The organism is Arthrobacter sp. Soil764, assembly GCF_001428075.1.
Lineage (GTDB): Bacteria > Actinomycetota > Actinomycetes > Actinomycetales > Micrococcaceae > Arthrobacter.
Genome location: NZ_LMSI01000025.1, coordinates 30,418 through 56,915, shown reverse-complemented (window position 1 = coordinate 56,915; position 26,498 = coordinate 30,418). Strand labels below are relative to the sequence as shown.

At 65.6% G+C, this 26,498-nt stretch carries 30 protein-coding genes; 24 read left to right on the top strand and 6 right to left on the bottom strand.

The genetic code is table 11. The annotated features are described in order from the left end of the window. The first annotated feature begins 5 nt into the window (after window positions 1-5). From pgsA to ASG86_RS19260, 3 genes are all read left to right on the top strand, one after another. Window positions 6-668, top strand: coding sequence for a CDP-diacylglycerol--glycerol-3-phosphate 3-phosphatidyltransferase (gene pgsA / locus ASG86_RS19270; RefSeq protein ID WP_056338339.1), 663 nt, complete (start codon window positions 6-8; stop codon window positions 666-668). Then, window positions 665-1,144, top strand: a complete 480-nt coding sequence (locus ASG86_RS19265) for a CinA family protein (RefSeq protein ID WP_056338336.1) — start codon at window positions 665-667, stop codon at window positions 1,142-1,144. The genes pgsA and ASG86_RS19265 overlap by 4 nt, the downstream gene beginning before the upstream one ends. 167 nt (window positions 1,145-1,311) lie before the next feature. Next, window positions 1,312-1,764, top strand: a complete 453-nt coding sequence (locus ASG86_RS19260) for a helix-turn-helix domain-containing protein (RefSeq protein WP_018771597.1) — start codon at window positions 1,312-1,314, stop codon at window positions 1,762-1,764. A 106-nt stretch (window positions 1,765-1,870) separates the two neighbouring features. On the opposite strand, the gene ASG86_RS19255 is transcribed toward ASG86_RS19260, so the two are convergent. Next, window positions 1,871-2,401, bottom strand: a complete 531-nt coding sequence (locus tag ASG86_RS19255; RefSeq protein WP_056338333.1) for a MarR family winged helix-turn-helix transcriptional regulator — start codon at window positions 2,399-2,401, stop codon at window positions 1,871-1,873. Between the two features lie 41 nt (window positions 2,402-2,442). Here ASG86_RS19255 and ASG86_RS19250 point away from each other — a divergent pair, with 41 nt between their 5' ends. From ASG86_RS19250 to dapF, 6 genes are all read left to right on the top strand, one after another. Next, a complete protein-coding gene (locus tag ASG86_RS19250; protein WP_056338330.1) occupies window positions 2,443-2,667 on the top strand; it encodes a DUF3046 domain-containing protein in 225 nt (74 codons plus the stop codon). Between the two features lie 189 nt (window positions 2,668-2,856). Beyond that, a complete protein-coding gene (gene recA, locus ASG86_RS19245) occupies window positions 2,857-3,912 on the top strand; it encodes a recombinase RecA (protein WP_056338727.1) in 1,056 nt (351 codons plus the stop codon). A gap of 120 nt (window positions 3,913-4,032) precedes the next feature. Further along, window positions 4,033-4,533: a regulatory protein RecX gene (locus ASG86_RS19240; RefSeq protein ID WP_156386243.1), complete on the top strand. Its 501-nt coding sequence runs from the start codon at window positions 4,033-4,035 to the stop codon at window positions 4,531-4,533. Between the two features lie 3 nt (window positions 4,534-4,536). Further along, window positions 4,537-6,108, top strand: a complete 1,572-nt coding sequence (gene miaB / locus ASG86_RS19235; protein WP_082566863.1) for a tRNA (N6-isopentenyl adenosine(37)-C2)-methylthiotransferase MiaB — start codon at window positions 4,537-4,539, stop codon at window positions 6,106-6,108. A gap of 2 nt (window positions 6,109-6,110) precedes the next feature. Next, window positions 6,111-7,007 (top strand): tRNA (adenosine(37)-N6)-dimethylallyltransferase MiaA, encoded by an 897-nt coding sequence (gene miaA / locus ASG86_RS19230; protein ID WP_056338325.1) that lies wholly within the window; start codon window positions 6,111-6,113, stop codon window positions 7,005-7,007. A 44-nt stretch (window positions 7,008-7,051) separates the two neighbouring features. Next, complete coding sequence (gene dapF / locus ASG86_RS19225) at window positions 7,052-7,996, top strand: diaminopimelate epimerase (RefSeq protein ID WP_056338721.1); 945 nt, start codon at window positions 7,052-7,054, stop codon at window positions 7,994-7,996. Here dapF and ASG86_RS19220 read toward each other — a convergent pair. After that, window positions 7,968-8,591 carry a class I SAM-dependent methyltransferase gene (locus ASG86_RS19220; protein WP_056338322.1) on the bottom strand — a complete coding sequence of 208 codons (624 nt, stop codon included), beginning with the start codon at window positions 8,589-8,591 and terminating at the stop codon, window positions 7,968-7,970. The genes dapF and ASG86_RS19220 overlap by 29 nt on opposite strands. A gap of 436 nt (window positions 8,592-9,027) precedes the next feature. On the opposite strand from ASG86_RS19220, the gene hflX reads away from it, so the two are divergent. After that, window positions 9,028-10,608 (top strand): GTPase HflX, encoded by a 1,581-nt coding sequence (gene hflX, locus ASG86_RS19215; protein ID WP_056338319.1) that lies wholly within the window; start codon window positions 9,028-9,030, stop codon window positions 10,606-10,608. Then, complete coding sequence (locus ASG86_RS19210; RefSeq protein WP_056338316.1) at window positions 10,601-12,661, top strand: ATP-dependent DNA helicase; 2,061 nt, start codon at window positions 10,601-10,603, stop codon at window positions 12,659-12,661. The genes hflX and ASG86_RS19210 overlap by 8 nt, the downstream gene beginning before the upstream one ends. Window positions 12,662-12,747: 86 nt before the next feature. Here ASG86_RS19210 and lexA read toward each other — a convergent pair whose 3' ends face one another. Continuing rightward, the gene (lexA, locus tag ASG86_RS19205; protein ID WP_056338313.1) at window positions 12,748-13,482 is read right to left on the bottom strand and encodes a transcriptional repressor LexA; all 735 of its coding nucleotides are present in this window, start codon (window positions 13,480-13,482) and stop codon (window positions 12,748-12,750) included. A gap of 436 nt (window positions 13,483-13,918) precedes the next feature. Here lexA and ASG86_RS19200 point away from each other — a divergent pair, with 436 nt between their 5' ends. The 8 genes from ASG86_RS19200 (at window position 13,919) to ASG86_RS19170 (ending at window position 20,188) form a co-directional block, all read left to right on the top strand. Beyond that, the gene (locus ASG86_RS19200; RefSeq protein WP_056338716.1) at window positions 13,919-14,260 is read left to right on the top strand and encodes a LysM peptidoglycan-binding domain-containing protein; all 342 of its coding nucleotides are present in this window, start codon (window positions 13,919-13,921) and stop codon (window positions 14,258-14,260) included. Window positions 14,261-14,372: 112 nt separating this feature from the next. Then, window positions 14,373-15,491, top strand: a complete 1,119-nt coding sequence (locus tag ASG86_RS19195) for a histidinol-phosphate transaminase (RefSeq protein WP_056338308.1) — start codon at window positions 14,373-14,375, stop codon at window positions 15,489-15,491. Between the two features lie 61 nt (window positions 15,492-15,552). After that, the gene (gene hisB / locus ASG86_RS19190; protein WP_056338305.1) at window positions 15,553-16,179 is read left to right on the top strand and encodes an imidazoleglycerol-phosphate dehydratase HisB; all 627 of its coding nucleotides are present in this window, start codon (window positions 15,553-15,555) and stop codon (window positions 16,177-16,179) included. Beyond that, window positions 16,176-16,937: an imidazole glycerol phosphate synthase subunit HisH gene (gene hisH, locus ASG86_RS19185; protein WP_056338302.1), complete on the top strand. Its 762-nt coding sequence runs from the start codon at window positions 16,176-16,178 to the stop codon at window positions 16,935-16,937. The genes hisB and hisH overlap by 4 nt, the downstream gene beginning before the upstream one ends. Further along, entirely contained in the window at window positions 16,938-17,096 is a 159-nt protein-coding gene (locus ASG86_RS20835) for a hypothetical protein (RefSeq protein WP_200946297.1), read from the top strand. 90 nt (window positions 17,097-17,186) lie between these two features. Continuing rightward, window positions 17,187-17,933 (top strand): bifunctional 1-(5-phosphoribosyl)-5-((5-phosphoribosylamino)methylideneamino)imidazole-4-carboxamide isomerase/phosphoribosylanthranilate isomerase PriA, encoded by a 747-nt coding sequence (gene priA, locus ASG86_RS19180; protein ID WP_056338299.1) that lies wholly within the window; start codon window positions 17,187-17,189, stop codon window positions 17,931-17,933. Window positions 17,934-17,950: 17 nt separating this feature from the next. Then, window positions 17,951-18,835 (top strand): SseB family protein, encoded by an 885-nt coding sequence (locus ASG86_RS19175; RefSeq protein ID WP_056338296.1) that lies wholly within the window; start codon window positions 17,951-17,953, stop codon window positions 18,833-18,835. A 57-nt stretch (window positions 18,836-18,892) separates the two neighbouring features. Beyond that, entirely contained in the window at window positions 18,893-20,188 is a 1,296-nt protein-coding gene (locus tag ASG86_RS19170) for an MFS transporter (RefSeq protein ID WP_056338294.1), read from the top strand. 213 nt (window positions 20,189-20,401) lie between these two features. On the opposite strand, the gene ASG86_RS19165 is transcribed toward ASG86_RS19170, so the two are convergent. Continuing rightward, on the bottom strand, window positions 20,402-20,788 hold the full coding sequence (locus tag ASG86_RS19165; RefSeq protein WP_056338291.1) for a DUF1844 domain-containing protein: 387 nt from the start codon (window positions 20,786-20,788) through the stop codon (window positions 20,402-20,404). 402 nt (window positions 20,789-21,190) lie between these two features. Here ASG86_RS19165 and infC point away from each other — a divergent pair, with 402 nt between their 5' ends. The 4 genes from infC (at window position 21,191) to ASG86_RS19145 (ending at window position 24,011) form a co-directional block, all read left to right on the top strand. Then, window positions 21,191-22,192, top strand: a complete 1,002-nt coding sequence (infC, locus tag ASG86_RS19160) for a translation initiation factor IF-3 (protein WP_056338288.1) — start codon at window positions 21,191-21,193, stop codon at window positions 22,190-22,192. Window positions 22,193-22,309: 117 nt separating this feature from the next. Then, entirely contained in the window at window positions 22,310-22,504 is a 195-nt protein-coding gene (gene rpmI, locus ASG86_RS19155; protein WP_009358635.1) for a 50S ribosomal protein L35, read from the top strand. A 118-nt stretch (window positions 22,505-22,622) separates the two neighbouring features. Next, entirely contained in the window at window positions 22,623-23,012 is a 390-nt protein-coding gene (gene rplT / locus ASG86_RS19150; protein WP_018771574.1) for a 50S ribosomal protein L20, read from the top strand. A 72-nt stretch (window positions 23,013-23,084) separates the two neighbouring features. Then, window positions 23,085-24,011 carry a TrmH family RNA methyltransferase gene (locus tag ASG86_RS19145; protein ID WP_056338285.1) on the top strand — a complete coding sequence of 309 codons (927 nt, stop codon included), beginning with the start codon at window positions 23,085-23,087 and terminating at the stop codon, window positions 24,009-24,011. Window positions 24,012-24,181: 170 nt separating this feature from the next. On the opposite strand, the gene ASG86_RS19140 is transcribed toward ASG86_RS19145, so the two are convergent. Both ASG86_RS19140 and ASG86_RS19135 read right to left on the bottom strand, forming a co-directional pair. Next, entirely contained in the window at window positions 24,182-24,457 is a 276-nt protein-coding gene (locus ASG86_RS19140; RefSeq protein WP_056338282.1) for a GlsB/YeaQ/YmgE family stress response membrane protein, read from the bottom strand. Window positions 24,458-24,612: 155 nt separating this feature from the next. Continuing rightward, window positions 24,613-25,821, bottom strand: a complete 1,209-nt coding sequence (locus tag ASG86_RS19135) for an MFS transporter (RefSeq protein WP_056338279.1) — start codon at window positions 25,819-25,821, stop codon at window positions 24,613-24,615. 170 nt (window positions 25,822-25,991) lie between these two features. Between ASG86_RS19135 and ASG86_RS19130 the strand changes: the two genes are divergently transcribed. Continuing rightward, entirely contained in the window at window positions 25,992-26,480 is a 489-nt protein-coding gene (locus ASG86_RS19130; RefSeq protein WP_056338276.1) for a (deoxy)nucleoside triphosphate pyrophosphohydrolase, read from the top strand. The last annotated feature ends 18 nt before the right edge of the window (window positions 26,481-26,498 follow it).

The following is a 26,498-nucleotide window of genomic DNA, read 5'->3' as shown; positions in this document are numbered from 1 at the left end:
GGAACGTGACTAGCACCGATGCAACCGCCGCCGGCCAGGGCCGTGCCGGGGTCTGGAACCTTCCCAACGTCCTGACCATGATCCGCATCGCGCTGGTCCCGTTTTTCGTCTGGTTCCTCGTGGCGGACGCGCCCGGGCTGCACAGTACCTCCGGGCCTTGGCGCTGGGCAGCCGTGGCGGCATTCGCCGTGGCCATCTACACGGACAAGCTCGACGGCGACATCGCCAGGAGCCGGAACCTCGTCACGGACTTCGGAAAGATCGCCGACCCCATTGCTGACAAGCTGCTGACCGGTTCCGCCTTGGTGATGCTCTCCCTGCTGGGCGAGCTGCCCTGGTGGGCAACCCTGGTGATCCTCGTCCGGGAATGGGGCATCACCGCACTGCGCTTCTTCGTGATCCGCTATGGGGTCATTCCCGCCTCCCGCGGCGGCAAGCTCAAGACCGTTGTGCAGACGGCGGCGATCTTCCTCTACCTCCTGCCGTTCGGGGCCTTCGCGCCGTGGATGTCCTGGGTTGCGTTCGCCGTCATGATGGCCGCCGTGGCCATCACCCTGTGGACCGGCGTCGAATATGTGGTCGAAGCACTGCGCCTTCGGGCGAAAGGCAGACGGCAGGCAGGGACTGCCCCCGGGCAGGAAACAGCGACGGGGCCGGACCAGGCATGAGCAACCTGCACCTTTTGGCCGGGCAGGCTGTACGGCAGGCAATCGACTCCGGGCAGACCGTTGCCACAGCGGAGTCGCTGACGGCCGGCATGGTGTCCGCTGTCCTCGCCGATACCCCCGGTGCCTCCGGCATGCTGCAGGGCGGGGTCATCGCCTATCAGAACTCCGTGAAGGAGTCGGTGTTGCACGTCCCTGCCGACCTCCTTGCCAGTGCCGGATCCGTGGACCCGGACGTTGCCTGTGCCATGGCAGCCGGCGCGCGCACGGTCCTGGGCGCCGACGTCGGAATTTCCACAACCGGGGTGGCAGGTCCGGACGCCCACAACGGCAAGCCCGTGGGGCGCGTCTACATTGGGATTGCCACGGCGGCCGGAACCGCAGCTTTCGAATACTCCTTTACCGGCAGCAGGCCCGACATCAGGGGCGCGGCCTGCGCCGCGGCCCTGGAACGGCTCCTTGAAGCACTGTCCGCCTGACACGTGGCGGCCACCAAGTTACCGGGCGTAAAGTTGACGGGAACAAAAGCCGGTACCGATTAGTTATTACATTGTGTCGCTTCCGGATAGCGGAGGCGCCTAGGATGAAATGACCACGACGGTTCGCCCACGGCGGACCTGACCAATGAGGGAGCAAGGCGATACAGATGGTAAAGCAGCCCGTATCCGTAAACGGCGTTGTCCGCTGGAAGGATGTGGGCCTCGCCGAACAGGCTAAGAGCGAACAGAAGGAGCGCAAGATGGTAGTACTTCGTCACGAAATCGGTGATGTGCTGCGCGATGTCCGCCAGCGTCAGGGACGCACGCTCCGTGAAGTTTCGCACAGCGCCCGCGTCTCCCTGGGGTACCTCAGCGAAGTGGAGCGCGGCCAGAAGGAAGCCTCGTCAGAGCTCCTGTCCTCGATCTGCTCGGCACTGGATGTTCCGTTGTCAAGCATGCTCCGTGAGGTCAGCGACCGTGTGGCAGTAGCTGAAGGCGTCGCGGTTCCGGACACCGTTCCGCAGGAATTCTCCCAGCGTTACGGCCGCGACCTGGAACGCGACCTCAACACTGAACTGAACGACGAACTCTCCACAGGCCTTCTCTCCGGCGCCCGTTAAAGGCGGCCCCCGCCGCGAGGCGGGCCTTGGAACGCAGAAGCCCCCGGCCATGCCGGGGGCTTCCTGCATGTCACCCGCGGTTGATCTACCCGTTGTGCCCTGCGGGCTATTCCTCCTCTGCCGTGGATCCGCCCGCACCTTCCCGGGGGAACCCGTCACGCTCATAGGTGGAGTTCAACTTGGCCATGTAGCGGGCCAGTTCCTGCAGGTCCTCCACCGGCCACTCACGCAGCCGCTCCTGGAAGACCTGGCGCCTCGCGTCCTGGACCTGGTGCATCTTCTCTTCGCCCTTTGGCGTCAACCGGATGGACTGCGCGCGGCGGTCCTGGGGATCCGCTTCCTTGGACACCAGGCCCAGGCCCTCCAGGAAGGCAATCTGCCGGCTGACTGACGGTTTGCCCACCCCGATGTTCATGGCGAGCTCGGTCAGGCGGATGGGGCCTTCCCTCCGGATCACCGTCAACAGTCCGTAGGCGGCAGGCTCCATGTCGGGGTGGACTTCGCGCGAAAGCTGGTTGGAGATGGCCCTTGCCCGCCGCCAAAAGAGGCTGATCTGGTGCTCGACATTCTGCAGTGCGGTATCGGCGGCATCATCGCCGGCGGCCTGCTGCGGCGGGAGATCAGGGGAGTTGCTCATGGCAACAATTCTAGGGTCCGCAATCATGAGAGGATTTACCGATGCGAATCAGCGAGTACTGGCGTCTGATGGATGACGAGTTCGGCGCGGGATACTCCCGCGTGCTGAGCAGTACCCTGGTCCTTGCCAGTGTGGGCGGCCGCACCGCCGACCAGGCCCTGGCTTCAGGCGTCGACCCCCGCAAGGTGTGGCTGGCAGTCTGCGATGTCCAGGACGTGCCGGCTGAACGGCGGCTGGGCCGGGACATCGCCCCGCGCCGCGATTAGGGCGTCTGACACGCCGCACGCTCCGCACTCTTCGAATACCTGTTCGGATAACGCTATGCTTTTTCTGTTGGGCTTATCCACATAGCCGTTGTCCTCAGGCCGGAATGTCAGTGGGTCCGATTAGCGTCAGAGATGACCAATAAAACGGCCGCGAAGGCCACCATCGAGAAAGCATTAGAGGTGTCAACCATGGCGGCAGCCCCGGATCGTGCAAAAGCGCTGGAAGCAGCGCTTGCCCAGATTGACAAGCAGTTCGGCAAGGGCTCGGTCATGCGCCTGGGCGACGAAGTCCGTGCCCCGATCGAAGTCATTCCCACCGGCTCCATCGCTTTGGACGTAGCCCTTGGCATTGGCGGGCTCCCGCGCGGCCGCGTCATCGAAATCTATGGTCCTGAGTCCTCCGGTAAGACCACCGTTGCCCTGCACGCCGTGGCAAATGCCCAGCGTGCCGGCGGAATCGCAGCGTTCATTGACGCCGAACACGCCCTGGACCCCGATTACGCCGCAAAGCTGGGCGTGGACACCGACGCCCTCCTGGTCTCGCAGCCGGACACCGGTGAGCAGGCGCTCGAGATCATGGACATGCTGGTCGGCTCCGGCTCGCTGGACGTCATTGTCATCGACTCCGTCGCCGCCCTGGTGCCGCGCGCTGAAATCGAAGGCGACATGGGCGACAGCCACGTGGGCCTCCAGGCGCGGCTCATGAGCCAGGCCCTCCGTAAAATCACCGGCCGCCTGAGCCAGACCAAGACCACCGCCATCTTCATCAACCAGCTCCGCGAAAAGATCGGTGTCTTCTTCGGTTCCCCCGAAACCACCACCGGTGGTAAGGCCCTGAAGTTCTACGCGTCGGTCCGCATCGACGTCCGGCGGATCCAGACCCTCAAGGAAGGTGCGGACTCTGTCGGCAACCGGACCAAGGCCAAGATCGTCAAGAACAAGATGGCCCCGCCCTTCAAGGTCGCCGAATTCGACATCATCTATGGCCAGGGCATCTCCCGCGAAGGCGGCATCATCGACATGGGCGTGGAGCACGGCATCATCAAGAAGTCCGGCTCCTGGTTCACCTACGACGGCGACCAGTTGGGCCAGGGCATGGAGAACTCGCGCCGTTTCCTGCGCGACAACCCCGAGCTCGCGGCGGAACTGGAGCGACTGATCAAGGAGAAGCTCGGTGTCGGCGTAAAGCCTGCCGAGGATGAATCCAAGGACGCGCCAAAGCTGAAAGCCGTCGACGGGTTCTAACCCTTGACAGGACCACGTTCACAGCGGGAGCGTACCGGCGGCCCTTCTTCAGGGCCGCCGGACGGCTTTAACCTTCCAGATGATCCGCAGGCCGTTGACGCAGAACCGGATCCCTTCACGGTGGCGCAGGCCATCGTGTACCGGCAACTCACCGCAGCCCCTAAAAGCAGGCTTCAGCTTGCCCGGAAACTGGCCGAGCGGAACATCCCGGAAGACGTCGCCGAGGCGGTGCTGGACAAGTTCCAGGAGGTCCGCCTGATCAATGACGCCGAGTTCGCGGACATGTGGGTCAGGAGCCGGTCACAGTCCCGCAAGCTTGCCAAGGGTGCTCTCCGGCGTGAACTCGCCGAAAAAGGCATTGACCAGGAGACAGCTGCTTCTGCCTTGGAGCAGTTGACCGACGCCGACGAGGAATCCGCTGCACGCATGCTGGTGGAGCGTAAACTCCGGTCCGGAACGGACTTGACCGACCGCGCGGAAAGGGACAAAACTGTCCGGCGGTTGGCCTCCATGCTGGCAAGGAAGGGCTACCAGCCCTCCCTGGCGTTCAGGATCGTCAATTACGTCCTGGATTCCCGGCAGGATCCCGACGGCGGCATGCTCCAAAGCCGGTACCCTTAACTGGTGAGTTTGACCATTCCTTCCCCCCGTTCCGGCGCCCCGTCCGTTGAGCCCGGTGCTGTCCCGCTGTCCGGTTCTGTTCCAGCCGGCGAAGCGCAGCCGCGTACTTACCAGGTCCGCACGTTCGGTTGCCAGATGAACGTGCACGATTCGGAGCGGATGGCGGGCATGCTTGAGGATGCGGGCTATGTTCCCGCAGAGGGCGAACATGCTGACGTTGTGGTGTTCAATACGTGCGCTGTCCGGGAAAACGCGGACAACAAGCTCTACGGCAACCTCGGCATCCTGGCCCCCGTCAAGGCAGCCAACCCCGGTATGCAGATCGCCGTGGGTGGGTGCCTGGCCCAAAAGGACCGCGAAACCATCCTCAAGAAGGCCCCGTGGGTGGACGCAGTCTTTGGCACCCACAACGTCGGTGCCCTGCCCGCGCTCCTGGAGCGTGCACGGCACAACAACGAGGCCCAGCTGGAAATCCTGGAGTCCCTGGACGTCTTCCCGTCCACGCTGCCCACAAAACGCGACTCCGTCTACTCCGGCTGGGTGTCCATCTCGGTCGGGTGCAACAACACGTGCACCTTCTGCATCGTGCCGGCGCTCCGCGGCAAGGAGAAGGACCGCCGGCCGGGTGACATCCTCGCCGAGATCCAGGCCCTTGTGGACGACGGCGCCATCGAAGTGACCCTCCTTGGCCAGAACGTCAACTCCTATGGTGTCGAATTCGGGGACCGGCAGGCCTTCTCCAAGCTCCTTCGCGCCTGCGGCGATATCCAGGGCCTTGAACGCGTCCGCTTCACCAGCCCGCATCCTGCCGCCTTTACCGATGATGTCATCGACGCCATGGCAGAGACGCCCAACGTGATGCCACAGCTTCACATGCCGCTGCAATCCGGTTCGGACCGCATCCTCAAGGCCATGAAGCGTTCCTACCGGTCCACCAAGTTCCTGGGCATCCTGGACAAGGTCCGGGACAGGATTCCGCAGGCCGCCATCTCCACCGACATCATCGTCGGGTTCCCCGGCGAAACGGAGGAGGACTTCCAGGCGACGCTGGACGTGGTGGAAAAGTCCCGCTTTGCCACCGCCTTCACCTTCCAATACTCAAAGCGCCCCGGCACGCCCGCGGCCGACCTGCCTGACCAGCTGCCAAAGGCTGTTGTGCAGGAGCGCTTCGAACGCCTCACCGCCCTCCAGGACCGGATCGCTGCCGAGGAGAACCGGAAACAGCTCGGCCGCAGGCTCGAGGTCATGGTCACCGCACAGTCCGGACGGAAATCCGGGGAAACCCACCGGTTGTCCGGCCGCTCCCAGGACCAGCGGCTGGTGCACTTCTCGGTCCCGGACGGCGCTCCTGCCCCCAGGCCCGGGGACCTCGTCACCGTCACCATCACCGAGGCCGCAGCCTTCCACCTGGTGGCCGACCCCGCTCCCCAGGATTACAGCCTGCGCCGCTCACGCGCAGGGGACGCCTGGGACAGGTCGCAGGCGGACTCCTGCGGTGCACCTGCCCCTGGTTCCGACTCCGGACCCAAGGCTGTCTCCCTGGGCATGCCCTCGCTGCCGCTGCGCACCCGCTGAAGGTGGCTGCCCCGCCCGTCATCGCCGTCGTCGGCCCCACCGGCTCCGGTAAATCGGACCTTGCCGTCAACCTCGCATTGGAACTGGACGGCGAGGTCATTAACGCCGATGCCATGCAGTTCTACCGCGGCATGGACATCGGCACCGCCAAGATCACGATGGCCGAGCGCAGGGGAGTGCCGCACCACCTCCTGGACATCCTGGACGTAACGCAGGAAGCCAGCGTCTCGGACTTCCAGCAGCAGGCCCGGGACGTCATCGAGGACATCCATTCCCGCGGCAAACGCGCAGTCCTTGCCGGCGGCTCCGGGCTGTACGTGCGGGCCGCCCTGGATGTCCTGGAATTCCCGGGCACGGAACCAACACTGCGTGCCCGGCTGGAGGCGGAGCACGCGCAGCTGGGCACCCAGGTGCTCCTGGACCGGTTGAGGGCAGTAGATCCCGCATCCGCTGACAGGGTCTCGGACGCCCGGCGGATTATTCGCGCCCTGGAAGTCCATGAACTGACCGGAAGGCCCTTCAGTTCCTTCATGCCCCGCCGGGAGTACTACCAGCCGGCGGTCCAGGTGGGCCTGGGCGTGGACCGGGAGGTCCTGCGGGAGCGGCTGGCCACACGGGTGCACCGGATGGTGGAGTCCGGCCTGCTGGAGGAAGTCCGGCTGCTCGATGCCCGGGGCCTGCGGCGGGGTAAAACCGCCTCTCGCGCACTTGGCTATGCGCAGTTCCTGCGGGTGGTCGACGGCACGTCGACCGTTGCAGACGCCGCGGAGGAGACCATCGTGGCCACCCGGCAGTTCGCCCGCCGTCAGCTGACCTGGTTCCGCGCCGACCCCCGCATCACCTGGCTGGACTGGCAGGATCCGGCACTCGTTGGCAAGGCGGCGAAGTTGTGCCGGTAGCTGCGGTTTCAGCGCCGGCAGCATGCGCCGTTACGCTTGGGACCATGAATGCAACCCCCGCCGAAACCACCGGACCCGTCCTGCACACGCTGAGCGGGCTCCGCTTTTCCAAGGGGCACGGGACCGGCAACGACTTCGTCCTGGTGGCCGACCCTGAAAGCGCCCAGGCCATCGGCGCGGACCAGGCCGCCGCGCTCTGCGACCGGCACCGGGGGATCGGCGCCGACGGCCTGATCCGTGCGGTCCCTTCCCGTTTCCTGCCCGAGGGCCGGGAACTGCTCGCCGAAGCACCGGACGCGGAATGGTTCATGGACTACCGCAACGCCGACGGCTCACTGTCTGAAATGTGCGGCAACGGGGTCAGGGTGTTCGTCCATTTCCTGCGGTCCGAGGGCCTGATCGATCTGCCCGACGGCGGATCGCTCACCATCGGCACCCGCGGCGGGGTAAAGACCGTGGTCCGGACAGGAAACGGGTATGCCGTGGACATGGGCCCCTGGGAGTTCATCTTCCCCGGGGAGGCAAGCGCCAAGGCCATGGATTCCCTGGTCACCGCCGACGGACTGGAAGTTGCCCGTCCTGCCTTGTCCGTGAGCATGGGGAACCCGCACACGGTGGTGGCCCTCGCGGAACTGGACGAACTCAAAGGTACCCGGCTCTTCACCGCACCCAAGGTCGATCCGGTACCCCCCAACGGGACCAACGTGGAGTTCGTGGTCCCCGCGGAGCCGCTGGTCCATGAAGGTGTGGGCTCTGTGACCATGCGGGTGCACGAACGCGGTGTGGGGGAGACCCAGTCCTGCGGAACCGGGGCCTGCGCCGCAGCCGTGGCCATCCGGCACTGGGCCGGAGCGGAAGCCCCCGATGCCTGGCGGGTCCACGTTCCTGGCGGTGTGGTGGGCGTGAAGTTCTTTGCCGGCCCCGGCGGCCATGAGCACGTGGAACTCAGCGGCCCCGCCGTTATTGTTGCGAGCGGGACGCTTTCGTAACCTTCAGGATCCGGAAGGACTTTGACGTGGACTCGCGCGTCACGCTGAAGGAACTGTCCAGTTCAGCGGCCAGCCAGCGCTGCAGGGAGTCCGAGCCCAGGTTCTTCTGCACAACCAGCCATGCAGTCCCGCCCTCTGCCAGGCGCGGAAGCCACAGCTTGAGCAGCGCGTGCAGTTCGTCCTTGCCGATCCTGATGGGCGGGTTGGACCAGATGGTGTCGAACCGCAGGTCGGGGTCTACCTCCTGGGGAGTGCTGGCCACGACGTTGGACAGTCCCAGTGAAGCGGCGTTTTCGTTGGTGAGGGTGACGCAGCGTTCGTTGACATCCACAGCATAGACCTTTGACCCGGGCGCCAGCAGGGCCATGGTGAGCGCGATGGGACCCCAGCCGCATCCGATATCCAGCAGGTTTCCCGTGGGGTGCGGCGCCGGAACTTCGGCCAGGAGCACCGCTGTACCCTTGTCGATCCCGTCCGGGCTGAAGATGCCCGTGGAAGTCTGGAGCCTGCGCGTTTCACCGGCCAACTCCACGGTCAGGGGCTTCCGGGTGAAGGGGCCGGCGGGGGACGTGCTGAAATAGTGTGCGGACTCCATAACTGGCCAGAGTAGTTCCCCTTGCAGCGTAATGGGAAACCGTGCAAAACCCGCTCTGCTAGGCTGCATCGCATGTTCCTGATCTTCGAGTAGCCGGCACGGGCCATGCCCGTCCCGCAGCCTGTCCTCCAGTGACAGCCCGTTCCGCAGCGATGCAGGTTTTAAGCCTTCCGCTTGTGCACCGGCCAGACCCAACTGTCTGTCCCGGCAGCCGGACGATACTCGAAAGTCAGCCTCCTGCTGCACTTCCCGCTGTTTTCCGGCCCCATTTTGCCCTGCCGCCGTCCTGACGCGGCATCCCCGGCCCCGGCATAGCCGCCGGCCGCCACAAAAACAGGAGTATTGCATGACCGCAGGCCGTCAGCCCAGCGCGAATACGTTCCAACTTCCAACCAATCAGCACTATTCTGGAATTGCCGAATCTTCAAAGGAGACCATGACCAGCCAGCCCAACACCGGTTCCGATCCAGCCGCCCAGGACATGAGTCCGCAGGAGATCCAGGCTGTCATCGACCGGATCCTCGCCAAGGACGTCCCGGCCAAGAATGTCAGCACGCCCGCCGGTGAGGGCAGCGGCAATGGAAAAGCGGTGCTCGGCAAGGCACAGGCAATTTCCCGCCTCGACGAAGAACACTCAACCTACGACGGCGACCAGCAGGACCTCGAGGAACGGCGCGCGCTGCGCCGAAGGGCAGGCCTGTCCACCGAACTCGAAGACGTCACCGAAGTCGAGTACCGCCAGCTCCGCCTGGAGCGCGTGGTCCTGGCCGGTCTGTGGTCCGAGGGCACCCTAGCGGACGCCGAAAACTCACTGCGTGAGCTGGCAGCCCTCGCCGAGACCGCCGGCTCCGAAGTCCTGGACGGGCTGGTGCAGCGCCGCGACAAGCCGGACCCGGGAACCTTCCTGGGTTCAGGCAAGGCACTCGAACTCAAGGAAATCGTCATGTCCACCGGTGCGGACACCGTGGTGGTGGACGCTGAACTGGCGCCTTCCCAGCGCCGTGGCCTTGAGGACATCGTCAAGGTCAAGGTCATCGACCGTACGGCCCTGATCCTTGACATCTTCGCCCAGCACGCCAAGAGCCGCGAAGGCAAGGCCCAGGTGGAGCTGGCGCAGCTGGAATACCTGCTTCCCCGCCTGCGCGGCTGGGGCGAGTCGATGTCCCGCCAGGCCGGTGGCCAGGTGGGCGGCGCTGCCGCCGGCATGGGCTCCCGTGGCCCCGGTGAGACCAAGATCGAACTGGACCGGCGCCGGATCCGTACCCGCATGGCCAAGCTGCGGCGTGAAATCGCCGCGATGAAGCCGGCGCGCGAGACCAAACGGGCCAACCGCCGTCGTAATGAAGTGCCCTCCGTGGCCATTGCTGGGTACACCAACGCCGGAAAATCCTCCCTCCTCAACCGGCTTACGGACGCCGGAGTCCTGGTGGAGAACGCGCTGTTCGCCACCCTGGATCCCACCGTCCGCAAGGCGGAAACCGCGGACGGCCTCGGCTACACCCTGGCGGACACTGTCGGATTCGTCCGCTCGCTGCCCACCCAGCTGGTGGAGGCCTTCCGCTCCACCCTCGAGGAGGTGGCGGACTCGGACCTGATCCTGCACGTGGTGGACGTTTCGCATCCCGATCCCGAAGGACAGATCGCTGCCGTCCGGAAGGTCTTCAGCGAAGTTGATGCCCGCAAGGTGCCGGAAATCATCGTGTTGAACAAGGCCGATGCGGCCGACCCCTTCGTGGTGGAGCGTCTGAAGCAGCGCGAGCCACGCCACGTGGTGGTCTCCGCCCGCACCGGTGAGGGCATTCCCGAACTGCTGAAGGCCATCAGCGAATCGATTCCCCGGCCCTCGGTCAAGATGGACGTGCTCATCCCTTACGACCGCGGAGACCTGATCAGCAAGCTCCACGAGTCCGACGCCGAAATCCTCAACGTGGACCACGTTGAGGCAGGGACCAGGGCTGAGGTGAAGGTCCGCGAGGGCCTGGCGTCCGAACTGGAACCATTCGTCGTCAATGAGTGATCCCGCGGCCGGCGAAGCCCCGCAGACGGACGGCGAGCAGTTCGTCATTGAACTGCTCGACCGTGCCGTCGCGGGTATGGGAGGACAAAGCCGCACCGGACAGCACGAAATGGCCCGGCAGGTGGCCCGGGCCATCGAAACGGGCAACCACCTGCTGGTCCAGGCCGGCACCGGCACAGGAAAGTCTCTGGCCTACCTGGTGCCGCTGATCGCCCACGCCCTTGAGAGCAACAAGCCGGCGTTGGTGTCCACGGCAACGCTGGCACTGCAGACGCAGATTGTTGGCAGGGACCTGCCACGGCTGCTGAAGAACATCACCCCTGCCCTGGAACGGCCCGTCAAGGTTGCCCTGGTGAAGGGACGGTCCAACTACGTCTGCCGCCACAAACTCGAAGGCGGCTTCCCTTCCGAGGAGCCCTCCGAAGGGCAGCTCTTTTCCCTGGGCGAAGACACCAGCGTCCCGCACTTCGCCGCGTCCGTGGGCGGACCCTCCTCGCAGCTTGGCAAGGAAGTGGTGCGGCTCCGCGAGTGGGCGGAGAAAACGGCCACCGGCGACCGGGACGAGCTCCTCCCCGGCGTGACAGACCGTGCCTGGCGACAGGTGTCCGTTACCTCCATGGAGTGCCTGGGCGCCCAGAAATGCCCCATGGCCGCCGAGTGCTTCAGCGAGCTGGCGCGGCAGGACGCAGCCGAGGCAGACGTGGTGGTGACCAACCATGCCATGCTCGCCGTCAGTGCTTTCGAAGGGCTTGCAGTCCTGCCCGAGTATGACGTCGTGGTGGTGGATGAAGCCCACGAGCTCCAGGACCGGGTTACCGGCGCCGTGTCCGGACAGCTGTCCGTGGCGATGGTCCACGCTGCCGCGTCCGGCGCGCGCAAGCATACGGCGATCACCGTTGACGCACTGAGCGCTGCAGCCGAGAACCTTGAGCTGGCCCTTGCAGGCGCCCCGAACGGCCTGCTCCCCAACGGCCTGAACGACGAACAGCTGGACTGCATCGACCAGCTGCGGGAGGCCTGCCGCGCCGCGTTGTCAGATTCCAAGGGGGACAGCAACACCACTGCCGACGGCGGCCGGCAGCTGTCGCGGTCCCGCCTCATGCTCATCCTGGAATTGTGCGAGCGGCTGATCGCTGCCCGGGAAAACCGGGAAGTTGTCTGGTTTTCCCGGGCCGGCACATTCGATCCAGGACAGGGATACACGCAGCCCGATGACAGCGCGCCGGTGCTGATCAACATCGCACCCCTTTCCGTCGCGGGCAGGTTGCGGGAAGGGCTTTTCGCCGACCACACCGTCGTGTTGACCTCCGCGACGCTGGCGATTGGTTCCGCTTTTGAGCCCGCGGCCGGGGGACTGGGCCTCATCGGTGAGGGCGCACCCAGTTGGACAGGCGTGGATGTCGGCTCGCCCTTCGATTACCCCAAACAGGGGATCCTTTATGTGGCCGGCCACCTGCCAAAACCCGGCCGCGGCGTTTCCCCGGAGGCGCTGGCGGAACTGGAGGCGCTCATCAAAGCGTCGGGCGGGGGTGCACTGTGCCTGTTTTCGTCGCGCCGGGCGGCTGAAGAGGCCGCCGACGCCCTCCGGCCCAAGCTCGATGTGACTGTACTCTGCCAGGGTGAATCGACCATGACAGCCCTGGTCAAGCAGTTCGCGGACGAACCGGACACCTGCCTTTTCGGGACGATGTCCCTGTGGCAGGGAGTTGACGTTCCGGGAGGCTCCTGCCGCCTGGTGGTGATCGACCGCATACCGTTCCCCAGGCCGGACGATCCGCTGATGACGGCGCGTTCCCGTGCCGTGGCGCAGGCGGGCGGGAACGGCTTCATGTCGGTGTCGGCCACGCACGCTGCCATCCGGCTGGCCCAGGGCGCCGGCCGGCTGATCCGGTCCACTGGAGACAAAGGTGTGGTGGCCGTTCTGGATTCCCGACTGGCGACAGAGCGCTATGCAGGCTTCCTGCGGGGAGCGCTCCCGCCGTTCTGGGCCACCACGGACCGCAGTAAGGCACTGGCCGCGTTGACCCGGCTTGGGGCGGACGCGGCCAGATAGCTGGTGTCCAGGGATAACACCCGGTAAACCGACGGACCGTTGGCTAAAGTGAACGTGGCCAGTGGATCCTTAGCCAAAAGGAACGGCTAAAGGGAACGCAGGACCGAGACCACTTTGCCCATGATGGTGGCGTGGTCTCCCAGGATGGGTTCGTACTGGGTGTTCTGGGGGAGCAGCCAGGTGTGGCCGTCGCGCTGACGGAACGTCTTGACGGTTGCCTCGTCATCAAGCAAAGCCGCAACAATGTCCCCGTTGGCGGCGTCCGCCTGGCGCCTCACCACCACCCAGTCACCGTCACAGATGGCCGCGTCCACCATGGAATCGCCTGCCACCCGGAGCATGAAAAGTTCGCCCTGGCCAACGAGCTGGCGGGGGAGCGGCATGACGTCTTCGACGAGCTGCTCGGCGAGGATGGGGCCGCCGGCAGCAATCCGGCCGACCAACGGAACCATGGCCGTATCAAGGGCGGTGGGGAGTTCGGTCACCGTGGCTCCGCTGCCATGGGCCTGGGGAGCAGGAGATGTGCCTGCTGCCTTGCCGCCGCCGTCCAACGTGAGCGGCATCAGGACTTCCATGGCGCGCGGCCGCTTGGGATCGCGCCGCAGGTAACCCAGCTTTTCCAGTTGCGAGAGCTGGTGGGTCACGCTGGACAGGCTCGCCAGGCCCACGGTGTCGCCGATCTCGCGCATGGAGGGCGGGTAGCCATTTTCATTGACTGAGCGCTGGATCGTTTCGAGGATCTTCTTCTGCCGCGGCGTCAAACCCTTGGCGGTCTTCTTCGATTGCGGGGCGGTCCTGCCCCCGGCGGCTGCTGCTGCCATATTCGCCAATGCCTTTCGCTTGCCGCCGGACCTTCCGCCCGGCGCTGTTCCGCAGCGCCACCGGAAGGACTTCCACTGTCATTGTCAGACCCTGCTGATCAACTTCAGTGGTGGTTGTTCTTTGGTTTCAAAACTAGGCCAGCCACATGGGTTTTTCAAACATTTGTTCTAGCGAGTCTCGACATTATTCGTTGATAGGTGCTAAAACTTAACAAGCAAAGTTCGAACATGTGTTCTAACCAGTGCTTGCCCTATTCGAAGACGTGGCCGGAAGCGGTTGGCGGCCACGGGACACTTCGAGGGGCAGTTGGATGGGTGGACACCCGGGCAGCACGGCAGGTCCAGGAGGGCTCAGTTCATGTCAGCTATATCTCTTCATCAGGTTTCACTCCCGCAGCCGGTTTCCCTGCGGGGGCGGAAGACTTCAAAGCGCTCGATTTCTGCAAAGAGCGGCGGCCCATCAGCATCGCCTTTGCGGCTCACGCGGCGGGGGCAGATCGTCCTGATCGGAGTGCCTCTAGTACTTCTCGCCGTCCTGCTGGTGTCCCTGTCCGGACTCTTCAACTCGCCGGCCAAAGCGTCCGATTCCGCTGCTGACCTGGCCGTAACGCCCACGGTCACGGTAACGGTGCAGGCCGGGCAGTCGCTGTGGTCAATCGCCGGGGCCGTTGCTCCGGACCGGGATGCACGGGACGTGGTGGCAGATATCGTCCAGCTCAACAACCTTTCCGCCGGCGCCGTCCTGCCTGGCCAGCAACTCTTCGTCCCCACGCGCTAAGCGGGATGCAGGTGTTGGTCCCGGAAGAAACCCGGCCTATTGCCCGCCACGCCCTTGGCGAACAGCACCCGTCACATTTTCCGGTGGTTGCCCCGGCAACTAAACTGTTCAGGTGAACGACCAGCTAGAACGTCTGAACCGGCTTCCCCTCCGCAGCAATCTTCGCGGGCTGACCCCTTACGGAGCACCCCAGCTGGACGTCCCCATCCTGCTGAACGTCAATGAGAACACCCATGGTGTTCCTGCAGACGTGCGTGCCGCCATCAGCGCCGCAGTTACGGAGGCTGCCGCGGGGCTCAACCGCTATCCGGACCGGGAGTTCACCGAACTGCGGAAAGCATTGGCGGAATACCTGGGCCACGGGCTCGATGAAACCAACCTTTGGGCAGCCAACGGCTCCAATGAAGTCCTGCAGCAGATCCTCCAGGCCTTTGGCGGGCCGGGGCGCACCGCGCTCGGCTTCCCGCCCACGTATTCCATGTACCCCCTGCTGGCCAGCGGAACGGACACCGCATACATCACCGGTCAACGCGCGGAAGGCTATGACCTGAGCGCAGAGTCCGCCGCCCGGCAGGTCAAGGAACTGCAGCCGAACATCGTGTTTCTTTGCTCGCCCAACAATCCCACCGGGACCGGCTTGGGACTGGATGTCGTTGAGGCTGTGTATGAGGCCGGCGAGGCAAGCCAGGCCATTGTGATCGTCGACGAGGCCTACCACGAGTTCGCGCACGACGGGACTCCCAGTGCCCTGACCCTGTTGCCTGGACGGGAGCGGCTCATCGTTTCCCGGACCATGAGCAAGGCCTTCGCCCTGGCCGGCGCCCGGCTTGGCTACATGGCGGCCGCCCCGGAGGTCACCGACGCGCTGCGGCTGGTACGCCTGCCGTACCACCTGTCCGCGATCACCCAGGCGACGGCCCTGGCCGCCCTCCAACACCGTGAAGCGCTGATGGCTGATGTCCAGGACATCAAGAAGCAGCGCGACCGGATCGTGACGGAACTGACCCGGATGGGCCTTACCCCGGCCGCGTCGGACTCCAACTACGTGTTCTTTGGCGGCCTGGAAAACCCGCACCAGGTCTGGCAGGAGCTGTTGGATGCGGGGGTGCTCATCCGCGACGTGGGAATTCCCGGCCACCTTCGGGTCACTGCAGGCACTGAGGCGGAAACCACAACCTTCCTTACATCCCTGGAGCGCATCCTTGCGGGCCAGGCCGCGCTTCCCGCCTAGACTTGATACAGCGGCGCTGGACGCCTTGAACCACTTCCTCTCCCACTAAGGATCCTTCAGCATGAGTCCCACCGGATTGAATACGGCCGCGGCCCGGACCGCCCGTATGGAGCGTGCCACCAGCGAGTCCTCCGTACTCGTGGAGATCAACCTCGACGGAACCGGCGTATCGGACATCGATACCTCCGTGCCGTTCTACGACCACATGCTCACGGCGCTGTGCAAGCACTCCCTGATCGACATGACGGTCAAGGCCACGGGTGACACCCACATCGACGTCCACCACACAGTGGAGGACGTGGCCATCACCTTCGGCGAGGTCCTCCGGACCGCCCTGGGCAACAAGGCCGGGATCCGCCGGTTTGGCGAAGCCACCGTGCCGCTGGACGAAGCGCTTGCCAACGCTGTGGTGGACGTCTCCGGGCGTCCTTACCTGGTGCACGGCGGCGAGCCCGCCGGCCAGGAGTATCACCTGATTGGCGGCCACTTCACCGGTTCCCTGACCCGCCACGTTTTCGAGGCGATCACGCTGCACGCCGGTATCTGCCTGCACATGAACGTGCTCGCCGGCCGGGACCCGCACCACATCGTCGAGGCACAGTTCAAGGCCTTCGCACGCGCCCTCCGCGCCGCCGTCGAACCCGATCCCCGGGTCGAGGGCATTCCCTCCACCAAGGGGGCGCTGTGAGCGGGCAGGTCCTGAAGGACGGCGCCATCATCGACCCGTCCGCTTCACACAGGCTGCCTTCACCCGAGGGCAAGCCCACAGTCACCGTGCTCGACTACGGCTCCGGGAACGTCCGGTCCGCTGTACGTGCCTTGGAACGTGCCGGAGCGGAAGTGATCCTCAGCGCCAAACCTGAAGATGTACTGAACGCGGACGGTCTGGTGGTCCCGGGTGTGGGTGCCTTCGAAACCGTCATGCGCGAACTTAAGGCCGTTGATGGAATCCGGCTCATTGGCAGGCGGGTGGCAGGCGGACGTCCCGTGCTTGGTATCTGCGTGGGGCTGCAGGTCCTCTTCGAAGCCGGGGTGGAGCACGGCACCGAAGCCGAGGGCATCGGTGAGTGGCCGGGCAAGGTCGAGGCACTCCGCGCCGAAGTGGTTCCGCACATGGGCTGGAACACCGTCAAGGTCCCGGAAGGCTCCAAACTCTTCGCCGGCGTCGAAAACGAACGGTTCTATTTCGTGCACTCATATGGCGTGCAGGAATGGAACTTCGACGTCATCCAGCCCCGGATGGCGCCGCCCCTGGTGACCTGGTCTGAACACGGCGGCCCGTTTATCGCGGCGGTCGAGAACGGCCCCCTCTGCGCCACCCAGTTCCACCCCGAGAAGTCCGGCGACGCCGGCGCGCGGCTCCTGCGCAACTGGGTGGAAGGTCTGCGCAAGCCGGTTGGCGGCCAACCTGCTGCAGCCCCGGCGGATGCCGGCAGCGACGTCTAGATGTGGTCCGTACTCCTGACGGGTCTCGCCGGCATTCTCATCGGCGGCGGCATCTCCTTCCGGCAGCAGCACAAGCCGCTCTGGACCCAGATCGGGTTCTACGTGCTGGCCGCCATGTCACTGCTCGCCGCCTACCTGCTGACGCTGCCGGCGGGCTGACCGCCGCCGTGGCGTCAGTGCCATGCCGGCCTGCACGCCCTGCCCCACCCAGCCTTTGCCCGAACCGAAGAACCAACATCGAGGATGAGTATGACCACCGCACATGACCTGCCGGTACTTGAACTGCTGCCTGCCGTCGACGTCGTCAACGGCCAGGCCGTCCGGCTGGTCCAGGGCGAGGCCGGCAGCGAAACCAGCTACGGAACGCCCCTTGAAGCTGCACTGAACTGGCAGCAGCAGGGCGCCGAGTGGGTGCACCTGGTGGACCTGGACGCCGCTTTCGGCCGCGGCTCCAATGCTGACCTGCTCCGTGAAGTTGTGGGCCGGCTGGACATCAAGGTGGAGCTCTCCGGCGGACTCCGTGATGACCAGACCCTGGAGGCCGCCCTTGACCTGGGTGTGGCGCGGGTCAACCTGGGGACGGCTGCGCTGGAGAACCCGGAGTGGACTCAGCGGGCCATCGAGCGCTTTGGCGACAAAATCGCCGTCGGCCTTGACGTCCGCGGGACAACCCTGGCCGGCCGGGGCTGGACCAAGGAAGGCGGAGACCTCTGGGACGTGCTGGGCCGCCTCGAGGAGGCCGGCTGCTCCCGTTACGTCGTGACCGACGTGACCAAGGACGGCACGCTGCAGGGACCCAACGTCGAACTCCTCCGCCAGATGGTGGAAAAGACCGGCAAGCCTGTGGTTGCTTCCGGCGGCATCTCCAGCCTGGATGACCTGAAGGTCCTCCGGTCGCTGGTCCCCCTGGGCGTCGAAGGCGCCATCGTGGGCAAGGCCCTGTACGCAGGCGCCTTCACCTTGCCTGAGGCCCTCGACGTCGCCGGCCGTCGCTAGAACCGGCCTATTCACCCATGCCTAATCTCGAAGAGCCGGGGCCCCCGGCAGCCCGCCAACTGCCCGGTCACATCGCGGCAGCCTTGGCCGGTGCCGGCGGCGCCACGGATTCCGCGGGCCAGCCATGGGCAGGACGCAGCCTTGCCGGTGACGCTGGGAAGATCCACAACTTCGAGGACGACGACGGCACGGCCGACGCCGGCTACCTCACCGCTGTCGCCGCGCTCCGGCAGGGGACGGGAGACGAAGCCGGCGTCGTCGCCGCCCTTGCAACGGCACGGGTCTTCATTCCGATTGTTGCGCAGCTGGCCGAAGAGGCTGAATCAGCCCACGGGCTGCACGCCGACAAGCAGGCAGATATGGCCCTGGTGACGCTGAAGGCGGCCGATGGCAGGACCGCCCTCCCCGCATTCACCTCGGCGGCCGCCCTGGCCGCCTGGCATCCGGAGGCCCGGCCCGTCGCCGTGTACGCTGCACGGGCGGCCCTGTCGGCTGTCGCGGAAGGCGCCGAGCTCCTGGTCCTGGACCCGGGAGCAGACGTGACGTTCGTGGTGCGCCGCCCCGGCGTCTGGGCACTGGCACAGCAGCACGGCTGGACCCCTTCGTACAACGACCCCGAACTGGCCGATGAGATGTCCCGCGCGGCCTCCGGTTTCGCCGCCATCCGCAGCATCCGGCTTTTGCCGGGCAGGGGAGTAGTGGCCAGCACAGCCGACGGCTCCGTGCTCCCGGGCGGCGGAGCCGGGCCGGAGCTCCAGGTGGTGCTGTACCTCGAGGACGGCCTGGATGCCGCCGGGGTCCAGGAGTTGGTGGCCGGCCTGCAGTCGGAGTGGTCACGGAATGTATTGTTTGGGGAGCGCGTCGACTCCCTGGAAATCAAACTGAGGCGCGCTCCCGACTAGCGGCAGCCGGATGGGTGATCCCCGCCAGCGCTGCGGCATACCCTGAAGGACCGCTTCGTGAATTTCGCTCTCTACCGGGAGTTGCTCGCCATCCGGCCGATTCGCCGGCTGCTGCTGGTGGGCATGATTGCCCGCATCCCGCACTCGGCCGCCGGGGTGCTCCTGACCCTGCATATCGTCCTTACCCTGGGTCAGGGCTATGCCGCTGCCGGTGCCGCCGCAGCCGTCATGACGATCGGCATTGCCCTGGGCGCTCCATGGCGGGGCAGACGCGTTGACGCCGTGGGACTGCGGACCGCACTTATCCCGTCCGTGATCTCGGAGACGGTGATTTGGTCTGTCGTGCCGCACGTTTCCTACCAGTGGCTCCTCCCGCTGGTCTTCGTGGGCGGCCTGCTCACCCTCCCCATCTTCAGCGTGGTCCGGCAGTCCCTTGGCGTCCTGGCGGAGGGCGACCAGCGGCGCACCGCCTTCGCCCTGGATGCCATCACAACGGAAATGGTCTTCATGATCGGCCCTGCCGCCGGCGCTGTGGTGGCCACCAGTGGATTCACCATTGCCGGGTTGACCGTGGTGGGCGTGGCCACGTCCCTCGCAGGGTTGTTCCTTATGTGGTTCAACCCGCCCACCCGCAGTTCGGGGCAAACCCTCGAATGCGTCGAGGATGAGCAGCACGCAGCGGAAGTCGCCGTCGTCTCCACCGCGCCGGCCCACGTCCAGGAAGCGGCCGCGGAGCTGGCGCCGGCCGGGGCGGCCAGCAGTGCTGCACAGGGACTGCGCGGAAGGCTGGCAGGCGGCTTTGCGTGGTTCACCGCAACGGTCGCGGCACTCTTCGCCGTTGCCGCCGGCGCCGGCATGGTGTTGAGCGGCACCGACGTCGGCATTGTTGCGGCGCTGCAAACCGGCGGACACCAGAGTGAAATCGGCATCGTCTTCGTCTTCTGGTGCGCCGCGTCTGTGGTGGGCGGGCTCATCTACGGCGCCATGCACCGGCCCATCCCGCCTGTCATCCTGCTGCTGGGAATGGCGGCACTGACCCTGCCCATGGCTTTTGCCCACGACACCTGGACCCTGGCTTTCGTCTCCGTCCTGCCGGGCCTGCTCTGCGCTCCCGTACTCTCCGCGGCCTCCGAAAAAGTCGCGGACCTGGTGTCCGAGGAGCGGCGGGGGGAGGCCATGGGCTGGTACGGCTCGGCCCTCACCGCAGGTGTTGCCCTCGGTTCGCCGCTGGCCGGCATCTTCATCGACATCATGGGGCCGTCCGGGGGCTTCGTTTCGGTCGGCGCCGCCGGCGTCGTCCTGTGCCTGGTGGGCCTCGTCCTCCAGCAGCGCCGCCGGAAAGCCGTCGCCTGATACCCGTCTCCTCATCGATTGCTCCCCACCGGCACCCTAACCTCGCAAGCTCGGCCAGGGAACCCTGCCGGCCTGCCCATCGATTGCTGCGTAAACGTCGTTTTGGGCTGGGAAAACGGCAGGTACGGAGCAATCGATGGAGTTAAAGCGCGACGGCGGGACGACCTTGAAAGGCCGTCCCGCCGTCGGACGCTGCTGGGGTGGGTTTTTTCCTTAGTTCACTGCCCCGGTGTACTTTTCGCCTGGGCCCTTGCCCGGTGCGTCCGGAATCAGCGACTCCTCGCGGAAGGCCAGCTGCAGGGACCGCAGACCGTCGCGCAAGGGACCGGCGTGCTGTGAACCGATTTCGGGGGCGGCGGCGGTGACCAGGCCGGCCAGTGCGGTGATCAGTTTCCGGGCCTCGTCCAGGTCCTTGAGTTCGGCCGCGTTGTCCTCCGCGGCCAGGCCAAGCTTGACCGCGGCGGCGCTCATGAGGTGCACGGCGGCCGTGGTGATGACCTCGATGGCGGGGACTTCCGAGATGTCGCGGATCTGCTGTGAAACGTCTGCGCCTGCGTCGCCGGGCTCGAAGACGTACGAATTACTGTCTGGAGTGCTCATACTGGTAAGCTTGACACAGACCGACTGGATGGCGTTATTTCAGAGATTGTCCCAACGATCAGGTTCCCAACAGCGCTTTTGCGGCGTTGACGGGAATTTTTTCTGTAGAATGGCTTCCAGTTTGCAAGCGGAGTTCTCTCCCACCCGCGTCAGCCGCTGTCCCAGGCGTTCCTTTCGGAACCTGCAGGGGACGCAAGGTTGCCGGGTACCTGGTTGGGCACGGACCGGCACTCGCCGGGACTGTGCACGTGCAGCCCTTTCGGGGTTGCTGAGCCAACCTATCTGAGGCCTTCGATTGCTCCGGCAATTGGGGGCCTTCTCTATTTGCCGGGACTCAACAACAAACACAGGAGCTTTAACATTAGCGAGCCAAGAATCAATGAGCGTATCCGCGTCCCCGAGGTGCGGCTGGTCGGCCCTGCAGGTGAACAGGTAGGAATCGTCCGTATTGAGGATGCCCTGCGACTGGCTGCCGAGTCCGACCTTGATCTCGTTGAAGTTGCACCTCAGGCAAAGCCTCCGGTGTGCAAGCTGATGGACTTCGGCAAGTACAAGTACGAGGCCGCAGTCAAGGCACGTGAAGCCCGGAAGAACCAGACGAACACTGTTCTGAAGGAAATCCGCTTCCGGTTGAAGATCGACACCCACGACTACGAGACTAAGCGCGGCCACGCCCTGCGCTTCCTCGGTGCCGGGGACAAGGTCAAGGCCATGATCCAGTTCCGCGGCCGTGAGCAGCAGCGTCCGGAGATGGGCATCCGCCTGCTCCAGCGCTTCGCCGACGACGTCGCCGAAGTTGGCGTAGTGGAGTCCAGCCCCCGCATTGACGGCCGCAACATGGTCATGGTGGTTGGTCCCCTGAAGAACAAGGCTGAGGCCAAGGCCGAAGCCCGGCGCGCCACCCAGCGCGCGGAGGCGAAGGCGCAGAACGAAGCCAAGGCTTCCGGCCGCGTTGATACCTCAGGCCAGGACCAGGCCCCCATGACGCAGTCACTGGCGGACCTGCTGCCGGAGGGTTTCACCGTCTCCACCGAGCCGGATGCCGTCGTTGAGGACAGTGCCCCCACCGAGGCGCCTGCGGCTCCGGAGCAGGAAGCTCCGAAGCAGGAGGCCCCCAAGGCTGCTGCGCCGAAGCAGGAAGCTCCGAAGCAGGAAGCCCCCAAGGCTGCTGCACCGAAGCAGGAAGCTCCGAAGCAGGAAGCCCCCAAGGCTGCTGCACCGAAGGCCGCTCCGGCGCCCCGGCCCGCAGCTGCCGCCAAGCCGGAAGCCGCCGCGCCTGCGGCGCCCAAGCCGGCCGCTGTGCCTGCACCGCCCAAGCCGGTGGCCAGGCCTGCTGCGCCCAAGCCTGCTGCACGCCCTGCCCCCAAGGCAGCGCCGAAGCCGGCGGGCAAGAAGACCAACTAGTTCACAGCTGCCGGGGTATGCACCCGGCAGTCAGCAACCAGCATGCCGCCCGCAGGGGCGGCTGCGCGATAGAACTGCGGCCCCCGGGCCCGCAGAAACGTAAGGAGATCGGTTCCCATGCCGAAGATGAAGACCCACAGTGGTGCTAAGAAGCGCTTCAAGCTGACCGGCAGCGGCAAGCTGCGCCGCCAGCAGGCCAACCGCCGCCACTACCTGGAGCACAAGTCCTCCCGCCTGACCCGCCGCCTTGCCGGCGACAAGATCGTCTTCAAGGGCGATGCCAAGGTCATCCGGAAGATGCTCGGCATCTAATTTCCAAGTTCTATGAGGGGCTGCCACCTGGTGGTCCGTCACCTGCCAAACAGCATTCTCAGGCCGCCGGAACTCCGGCAGTAGATGCTTGGGATCAGATTTTCGAAGGAGTACGCACGTGGCACGTGTGAAGAGGGCGGTCAACGCCCACAAGAAGCGCCGGGTTGTTCTTGAACGCGCAAAGGGTTACCGCGGACAGCGTTCACGCCTGTACCGCAAGGCCAAAGAGCAGCTGCTGCACTCGTTTGTGTACAGCTACGGCGACCGCAAGAAGAAGAAGGGTGACTTCCGCCGCCTGTGGATCCAGCGCATCAACGCTGCTTCCCGCGCCAACGGCCTCACCTACAACCGCCTCATCCAGGGCCTGAAGGCCGCCGAGGTCGAGGTCGACCGCCGTATGCTGGCCGAGCTTGCCGTCTCTGACGCCAACGCCTTCGCCGCGCTGGTCCAGGTGGCCAAGGATTCCCTGCCGGCAGACACCTCCGCCAAGAAGGCAGCAGCAGCCTAGGCAAGCCGCTTGCCGCCCCTCGACTGAGGGGCCTGTTCAGGAACAGGTGGCAGCAGCTACTACAGTTCTTATATGAACGAAACCGGGCGCCTGCAAGATTTTCCACTGTCCAACCCCCGAGCCGATCGGGTGAAGGACGTGGCAAAGCTTGCAGGGCGCCCGGCCCGTTTAAAGCGTGGCCAGTTCCTGGCTGAGGGGCCGCAGGCCGTGCGCGAGGCACTCAAACTCCACCAGCAGCGGATCGCGGCGGGAGTGCCCGGAATAGTCACCGAGGTCTTCGCCAGCGAAAGCTGCCTTGACCGTTTTCCTGAATTCGACGAGCTAGCCGGCGGCACCAACGCCCGGCTCGCCACCGAAGAGGTCCTGGCAGCCATGGCGGACACCGTCAACCCCCAGGGGATCGTCGCCGTCTGCAGGTTTGTGGACGTGCCCCTTGAAGAGGTGCTCGACGCCGGGCCCCGCCTGATTGCGGTGCTGTGCCAGGTGCGGGACCCGGGGAACGCGGGAACTGTCCTGCGCGCGGCTGACTCCGCCGGTGCCGACGCCGTGGTTTTCACGGCCTCCAGCGTGGATATCTACAACCCAAAGGCTGTCCGCTCCACCGCAGGGTCGCTGTTCCACCTTCCCGTCGTACTTGGTGCGGATCCCGCGGAACTGGCCCAGGCCTGCAGGGTGCGGGGCATCGGCATCCTCGCCGCTGACGGCTACGGACAGCTGGACCTTGATGTCCTGCAGGACGAGAACGCCCGGCGCAGGCTCACCGGTACCGGGCCGGACTCCGTCTACGATCTCGCCGCGCCTACCGCGTGGTTTTTCGGCAACGAGGCGCAGGGACTGTCCGCAGAGGAACTGGAACTGGCGGACCACCGGGTGGCTGTCCCCGTCTACGGTGCCGCCGAAAGCCTCAACCTGGGGACCGCGGCCACGGTGTGCCTCTACGCCAGCGCCCGCTCCCAGCGCCGGGTCCAGGCTCCGATGGAACCGGAAGCAGCAACATAAGGACGCACGACGGCGGCAGGAGCCTTGGTCAAGGACCCGCTCCTCCCGGAGGCTTCCGGGCACAGCGTCCGGGGCATGGCGTCCGGGGCAGGGGCCCGGGGCACGACGACCGGGCCCAAAGAAAAGGCCCCGGAAGTCCGGGGCCCATCGGGTAGTTGTAGACAGAGCGGTTATGGTGCGCGGCTGGTCCGTCCGCGTCCAACGACTGCTCCGTAGATGCCGGCGACAACCAGGCCACCGACGATAGCGAGAATCCAGGTGCCGAGGTCGAAGAAAGCAAGATCGCCCTTGTTGAACAGCAGGCTGCCAATCCAGCCGCCAACAATGGCGCCAACGACACCGAGGATGAGGCTGGTGACCCAGCCGCCGCCGACCCGTCCGGGCATAACGGCCTTAACGATGGCCCCGACTATGAGGCCCAAAATAATCCAAGCAAGAAAACCCATGTCTCCTCCTTATTGTGACCGGGATTAATAGTCCCGATGAGGCTCAAGCTAACATAAGCCCCCCTCAAAGTCAGTAGCTCCAGGGGCGGCGTTGCGGCATCGTTAGGACCCGGCGGACCGCCTGCTTCCCCGCGTTTGGACGCACCGGGAAGGGGTCAGGCGGCCAGCGGCCTTTTGCGCTCGAGCAGGCCGCTGAGGAGGGCGACGCCGAAACCAAGGACGGCGAGGACAGCCCCGACCAGGGCCGGGGCGACGAAGCCCCAGCCGAGGGCGATGACAAGGCCGCCGAGGAAGGCGCCCAGTGCGTTGGCCACGTTCAGCGCGGCGTGGTTGAGGGAGGAGGCCAGCGACGGGGCATCCGGTGAGGCGTCAAGCAGCCGGGTTTGCAGGGCAGGGATGAGCATCGAGCCGGAAGCTCCCACCACAAAGACCATGACCATGGCGCTCCAGGGCCAGTGCGCGGCGACTGCGTAAACCACCAGGGCCGCGGCGATGGCCGGGAGGACCCGGTACAGGGTGCCCATGACGGATTTGTCGGCGAGCCTGCCGCCGACGATGTTCCCGGCCACCATGCCAAGCCCGTAGAGCGCCACCACCAGGGGGATCAGGGTGGACGGGATGCCGGCCACGGCCGTCATGGTGTGGGCGATATAGGTGTAGGTGGCGAAAAAGCCGCCGAAACCCACGATGCCCACCAGGAGGGCCAGCCATACCTGGAGCCGTTTGAGGGCGCCGAGTTCGCGTCTGATGCTCGCGTCCGGGTGCGCGTGCTGGAAGGGGACGAATTTCCACACCATGGCCAGCGCCAGCAGGCCGATGGCACCGACCAGGACGAACAGCAGGCGCCAGCCGTAAGTCTGGCCCAGCCACGTGGCGGCCGGTACTCCCACGACGTTGGAGACGCTGAGTCCGGCCATGACCATCGAGATGGCCCATCCCCGCCTTGTCGGCGGAACAAGGGAGGCGGCGATGACGGCTGCCACTCCGAAAAACGCGCCGTGCGGCAGGCCGGCGGCAAAGCGGGACACCAGCATTAAACCGTAGTCGGGCGCAATGAATGAGGAAAGGTTTGCCACGGTAAAGAACAGCAGCAGCCCCAGCGCGAGTTTCTTGCGGGGGAGTTTGGCGCCGACGGCGGCCAGGAGGGGAGCTCCCACCACCACCCCCAGCGCATAGGCGGAGATGAGGTGCCCGGCTTCAGGGGTGCTGATCCCCAGGCCCTCCTCAACTTCCTTCAGCAGGCCCATCATGGTGAATTCGGTGACACCGATGCCCACCCCGCCCATGGCCAGGGCAAAGATGGCCATGCCGGTGTTGGGTGTCTTGGTGCGGGTAGCCGTGGACGGGGAAAGAACGCTGCTCATATGCCTGCTTCTCGAAACGTGGATCGTAAGGGCGGATGCCACGGCGGTGGGGCAGGACGGTCCGGACGGTGTGGCAAACCCATACTGGGCAGGACCTATTCCCGCGGGAGATGACTCCCCGGCGGGACTGCTGTTCCCGGACACTCCATTGTGGCCCATAGAATGAGCCGGTGACTGGACTGATTCAGGTTGTGGGCGGAGCTGTGGTGGACCGGCTGGCCAATCCGGCGGCGCTGCTGGTGGCCCGGCGAAGTGCGCCGGAGCACCTGGCGGGGCTATGGGAGTTCCCGGGCGGCAAGGTGGAACCCGGTGAGGAACCCGAGACGGCGCTGGTACGGGAATTGGCTGAGGAACTCGGCATCGGGGTGCACCTTGGTTCAGAGCTGCCCGCGGAAACACCCGGCGGCTGGCCCCTCAATGAACGGGCCAGCATGAGGGTCTGGTTCGCCGAAGTGGCCCGCGGCGAACCCATGCCGCTGGAGGACCATGATGAACTGCGCTGGGTTGACCTGGGGGACCGGGAGGCAGTTCTTGGCCTGCCGTGGATCCCTGCCGATTATCCGATTGTCCACGCGCTGCTGGATTCTGTTGCCCAGGGTTCTGATCCCGTGGTTTCCGATGCGCTCCTGGCGGAGGCCCCGGGCAGGACTAGGGCCTGAGACATCAGGACGGCCCGG

Excerpts from the sequence above, each read along its gene's own strand:
- ASG86_RS19265 (WP_056338336.1), top strand. The coding sequence starts at position 665 with ATGAGCAACCTGCACCTTTTGGCCGGGCAGGCTGTACGGCAGGCAATC.
- ASG86_RS19260 (WP_018771597.1), top strand. The coding sequence starts at position 1,312 with ATGGTAAAGCAGCCCGTATCCGTAAACGGCGTTGTCCGCTGGAAGGAT.
- ASG86_RS19255 (WP_056338333.1), bottom strand. The coding sequence starts at position 2,401 with ATGAGCAACTCCCCTGATCTCCCGCCGCAGCAGGCCGCCGGCGATGAT.
- ASG86_RS19250 (WP_056338330.1), top strand. The coding sequence starts at position 2,443 with ATGCGAATCAGCGAGTACTGGCGTCTGATGGATGACGAGTTCGGCGCG.
- recA (WP_056338727.1), top strand. The coding sequence starts at position 2,857 with ATGGCGGCAGCCCCGGATCGTGCAAAAGCGCTGGAAGCAGCGCTTGCC.
- dapF (WP_056338721.1), top strand. The coding sequence starts at position 7,052 with ATGAATGCAACCCCCGCCGAAACCACCGGACCCGTCCTGCACACGCTG.
- ASG86_RS19220 (WP_056338322.1), bottom strand. The coding sequence starts at position 8,591 with ATGGAGTCCGCACACTATTTCAGCACGTCCCCCGCCGGCCCCTTCACC.
- hflX (WP_056338319.1), top strand. The coding sequence starts at position 9,028 with ATGACCAGCCAGCCCAACACCGGTTCCGATCCAGCCGCCCAGGACATG.
- ASG86_RS19210 (WP_056338316.1), top strand. The coding sequence starts at position 10,601 with ATGAGTGATCCCGCGGCCGGCGAAGCCCCGCAGACGGACGGCGAGCAG.
- lexA (WP_056338313.1), bottom strand. The coding sequence starts at position 13,482 with ATGGCAGCAGCAGCCGCCGGGGGCAGGACCGCCCCGCAATCGAAGAAG.
- hisB (WP_056338305.1), top strand. The coding sequence starts at position 15,553 with ATGAGTCCCACCGGATTGAATACGGCCGCGGCCCGGACCGCCCGTATG.
- ASG86_RS20835 (WP_200946297.1), top strand. The coding sequence starts at position 16,938 with ATGTGGTCCGTACTCCTGACGGGTCTCGCCGGCATTCTCATCGGCGGC.
- priA (WP_056338299.1), top strand. The coding sequence starts at position 17,187 with ATGACCACCGCACATGACCTGCCGGTACTTGAACTGCTGCCTGCCGTC.
- ASG86_RS19175 (WP_056338296.1), top strand. The coding sequence starts at position 17,951 with ATGCCTAATCTCGAAGAGCCGGGGCCCCCGGCAGCCCGCCAACTGCCC.
- ASG86_RS19165 (WP_056338291.1), bottom strand. The coding sequence starts at position 20,788 with ATGAGCACTCCAGACAGTAATTCGTACGTCTTCGAGCCCGGCGACGCA.
- rpmI (WP_009358635.1), top strand. The coding sequence starts at position 22,310 with ATGCCGAAGATGAAGACCCACAGTGGTGCTAAGAAGCGCTTCAAGCTG.
- ASG86_RS19145 (WP_056338285.1), top strand. The coding sequence starts at position 23,085 with ATGAACGAAACCGGGCGCCTGCAAGATTTTCCACTGTCCAACCCCCGA.
- ASG86_RS19140 (WP_056338282.1), bottom strand. The coding sequence starts at position 24,457 with ATGGGTTTTCTTGCTTGGATTATTTTGGGCCTCATAGTCGGGGCCATC.
- ASG86_RS19135 (WP_056338279.1), bottom strand. The coding sequence starts at position 25,821 with ATGAGCAGCGTTCTTTCCCCGTCCACGGCTACCCGCACCAAGACACCC.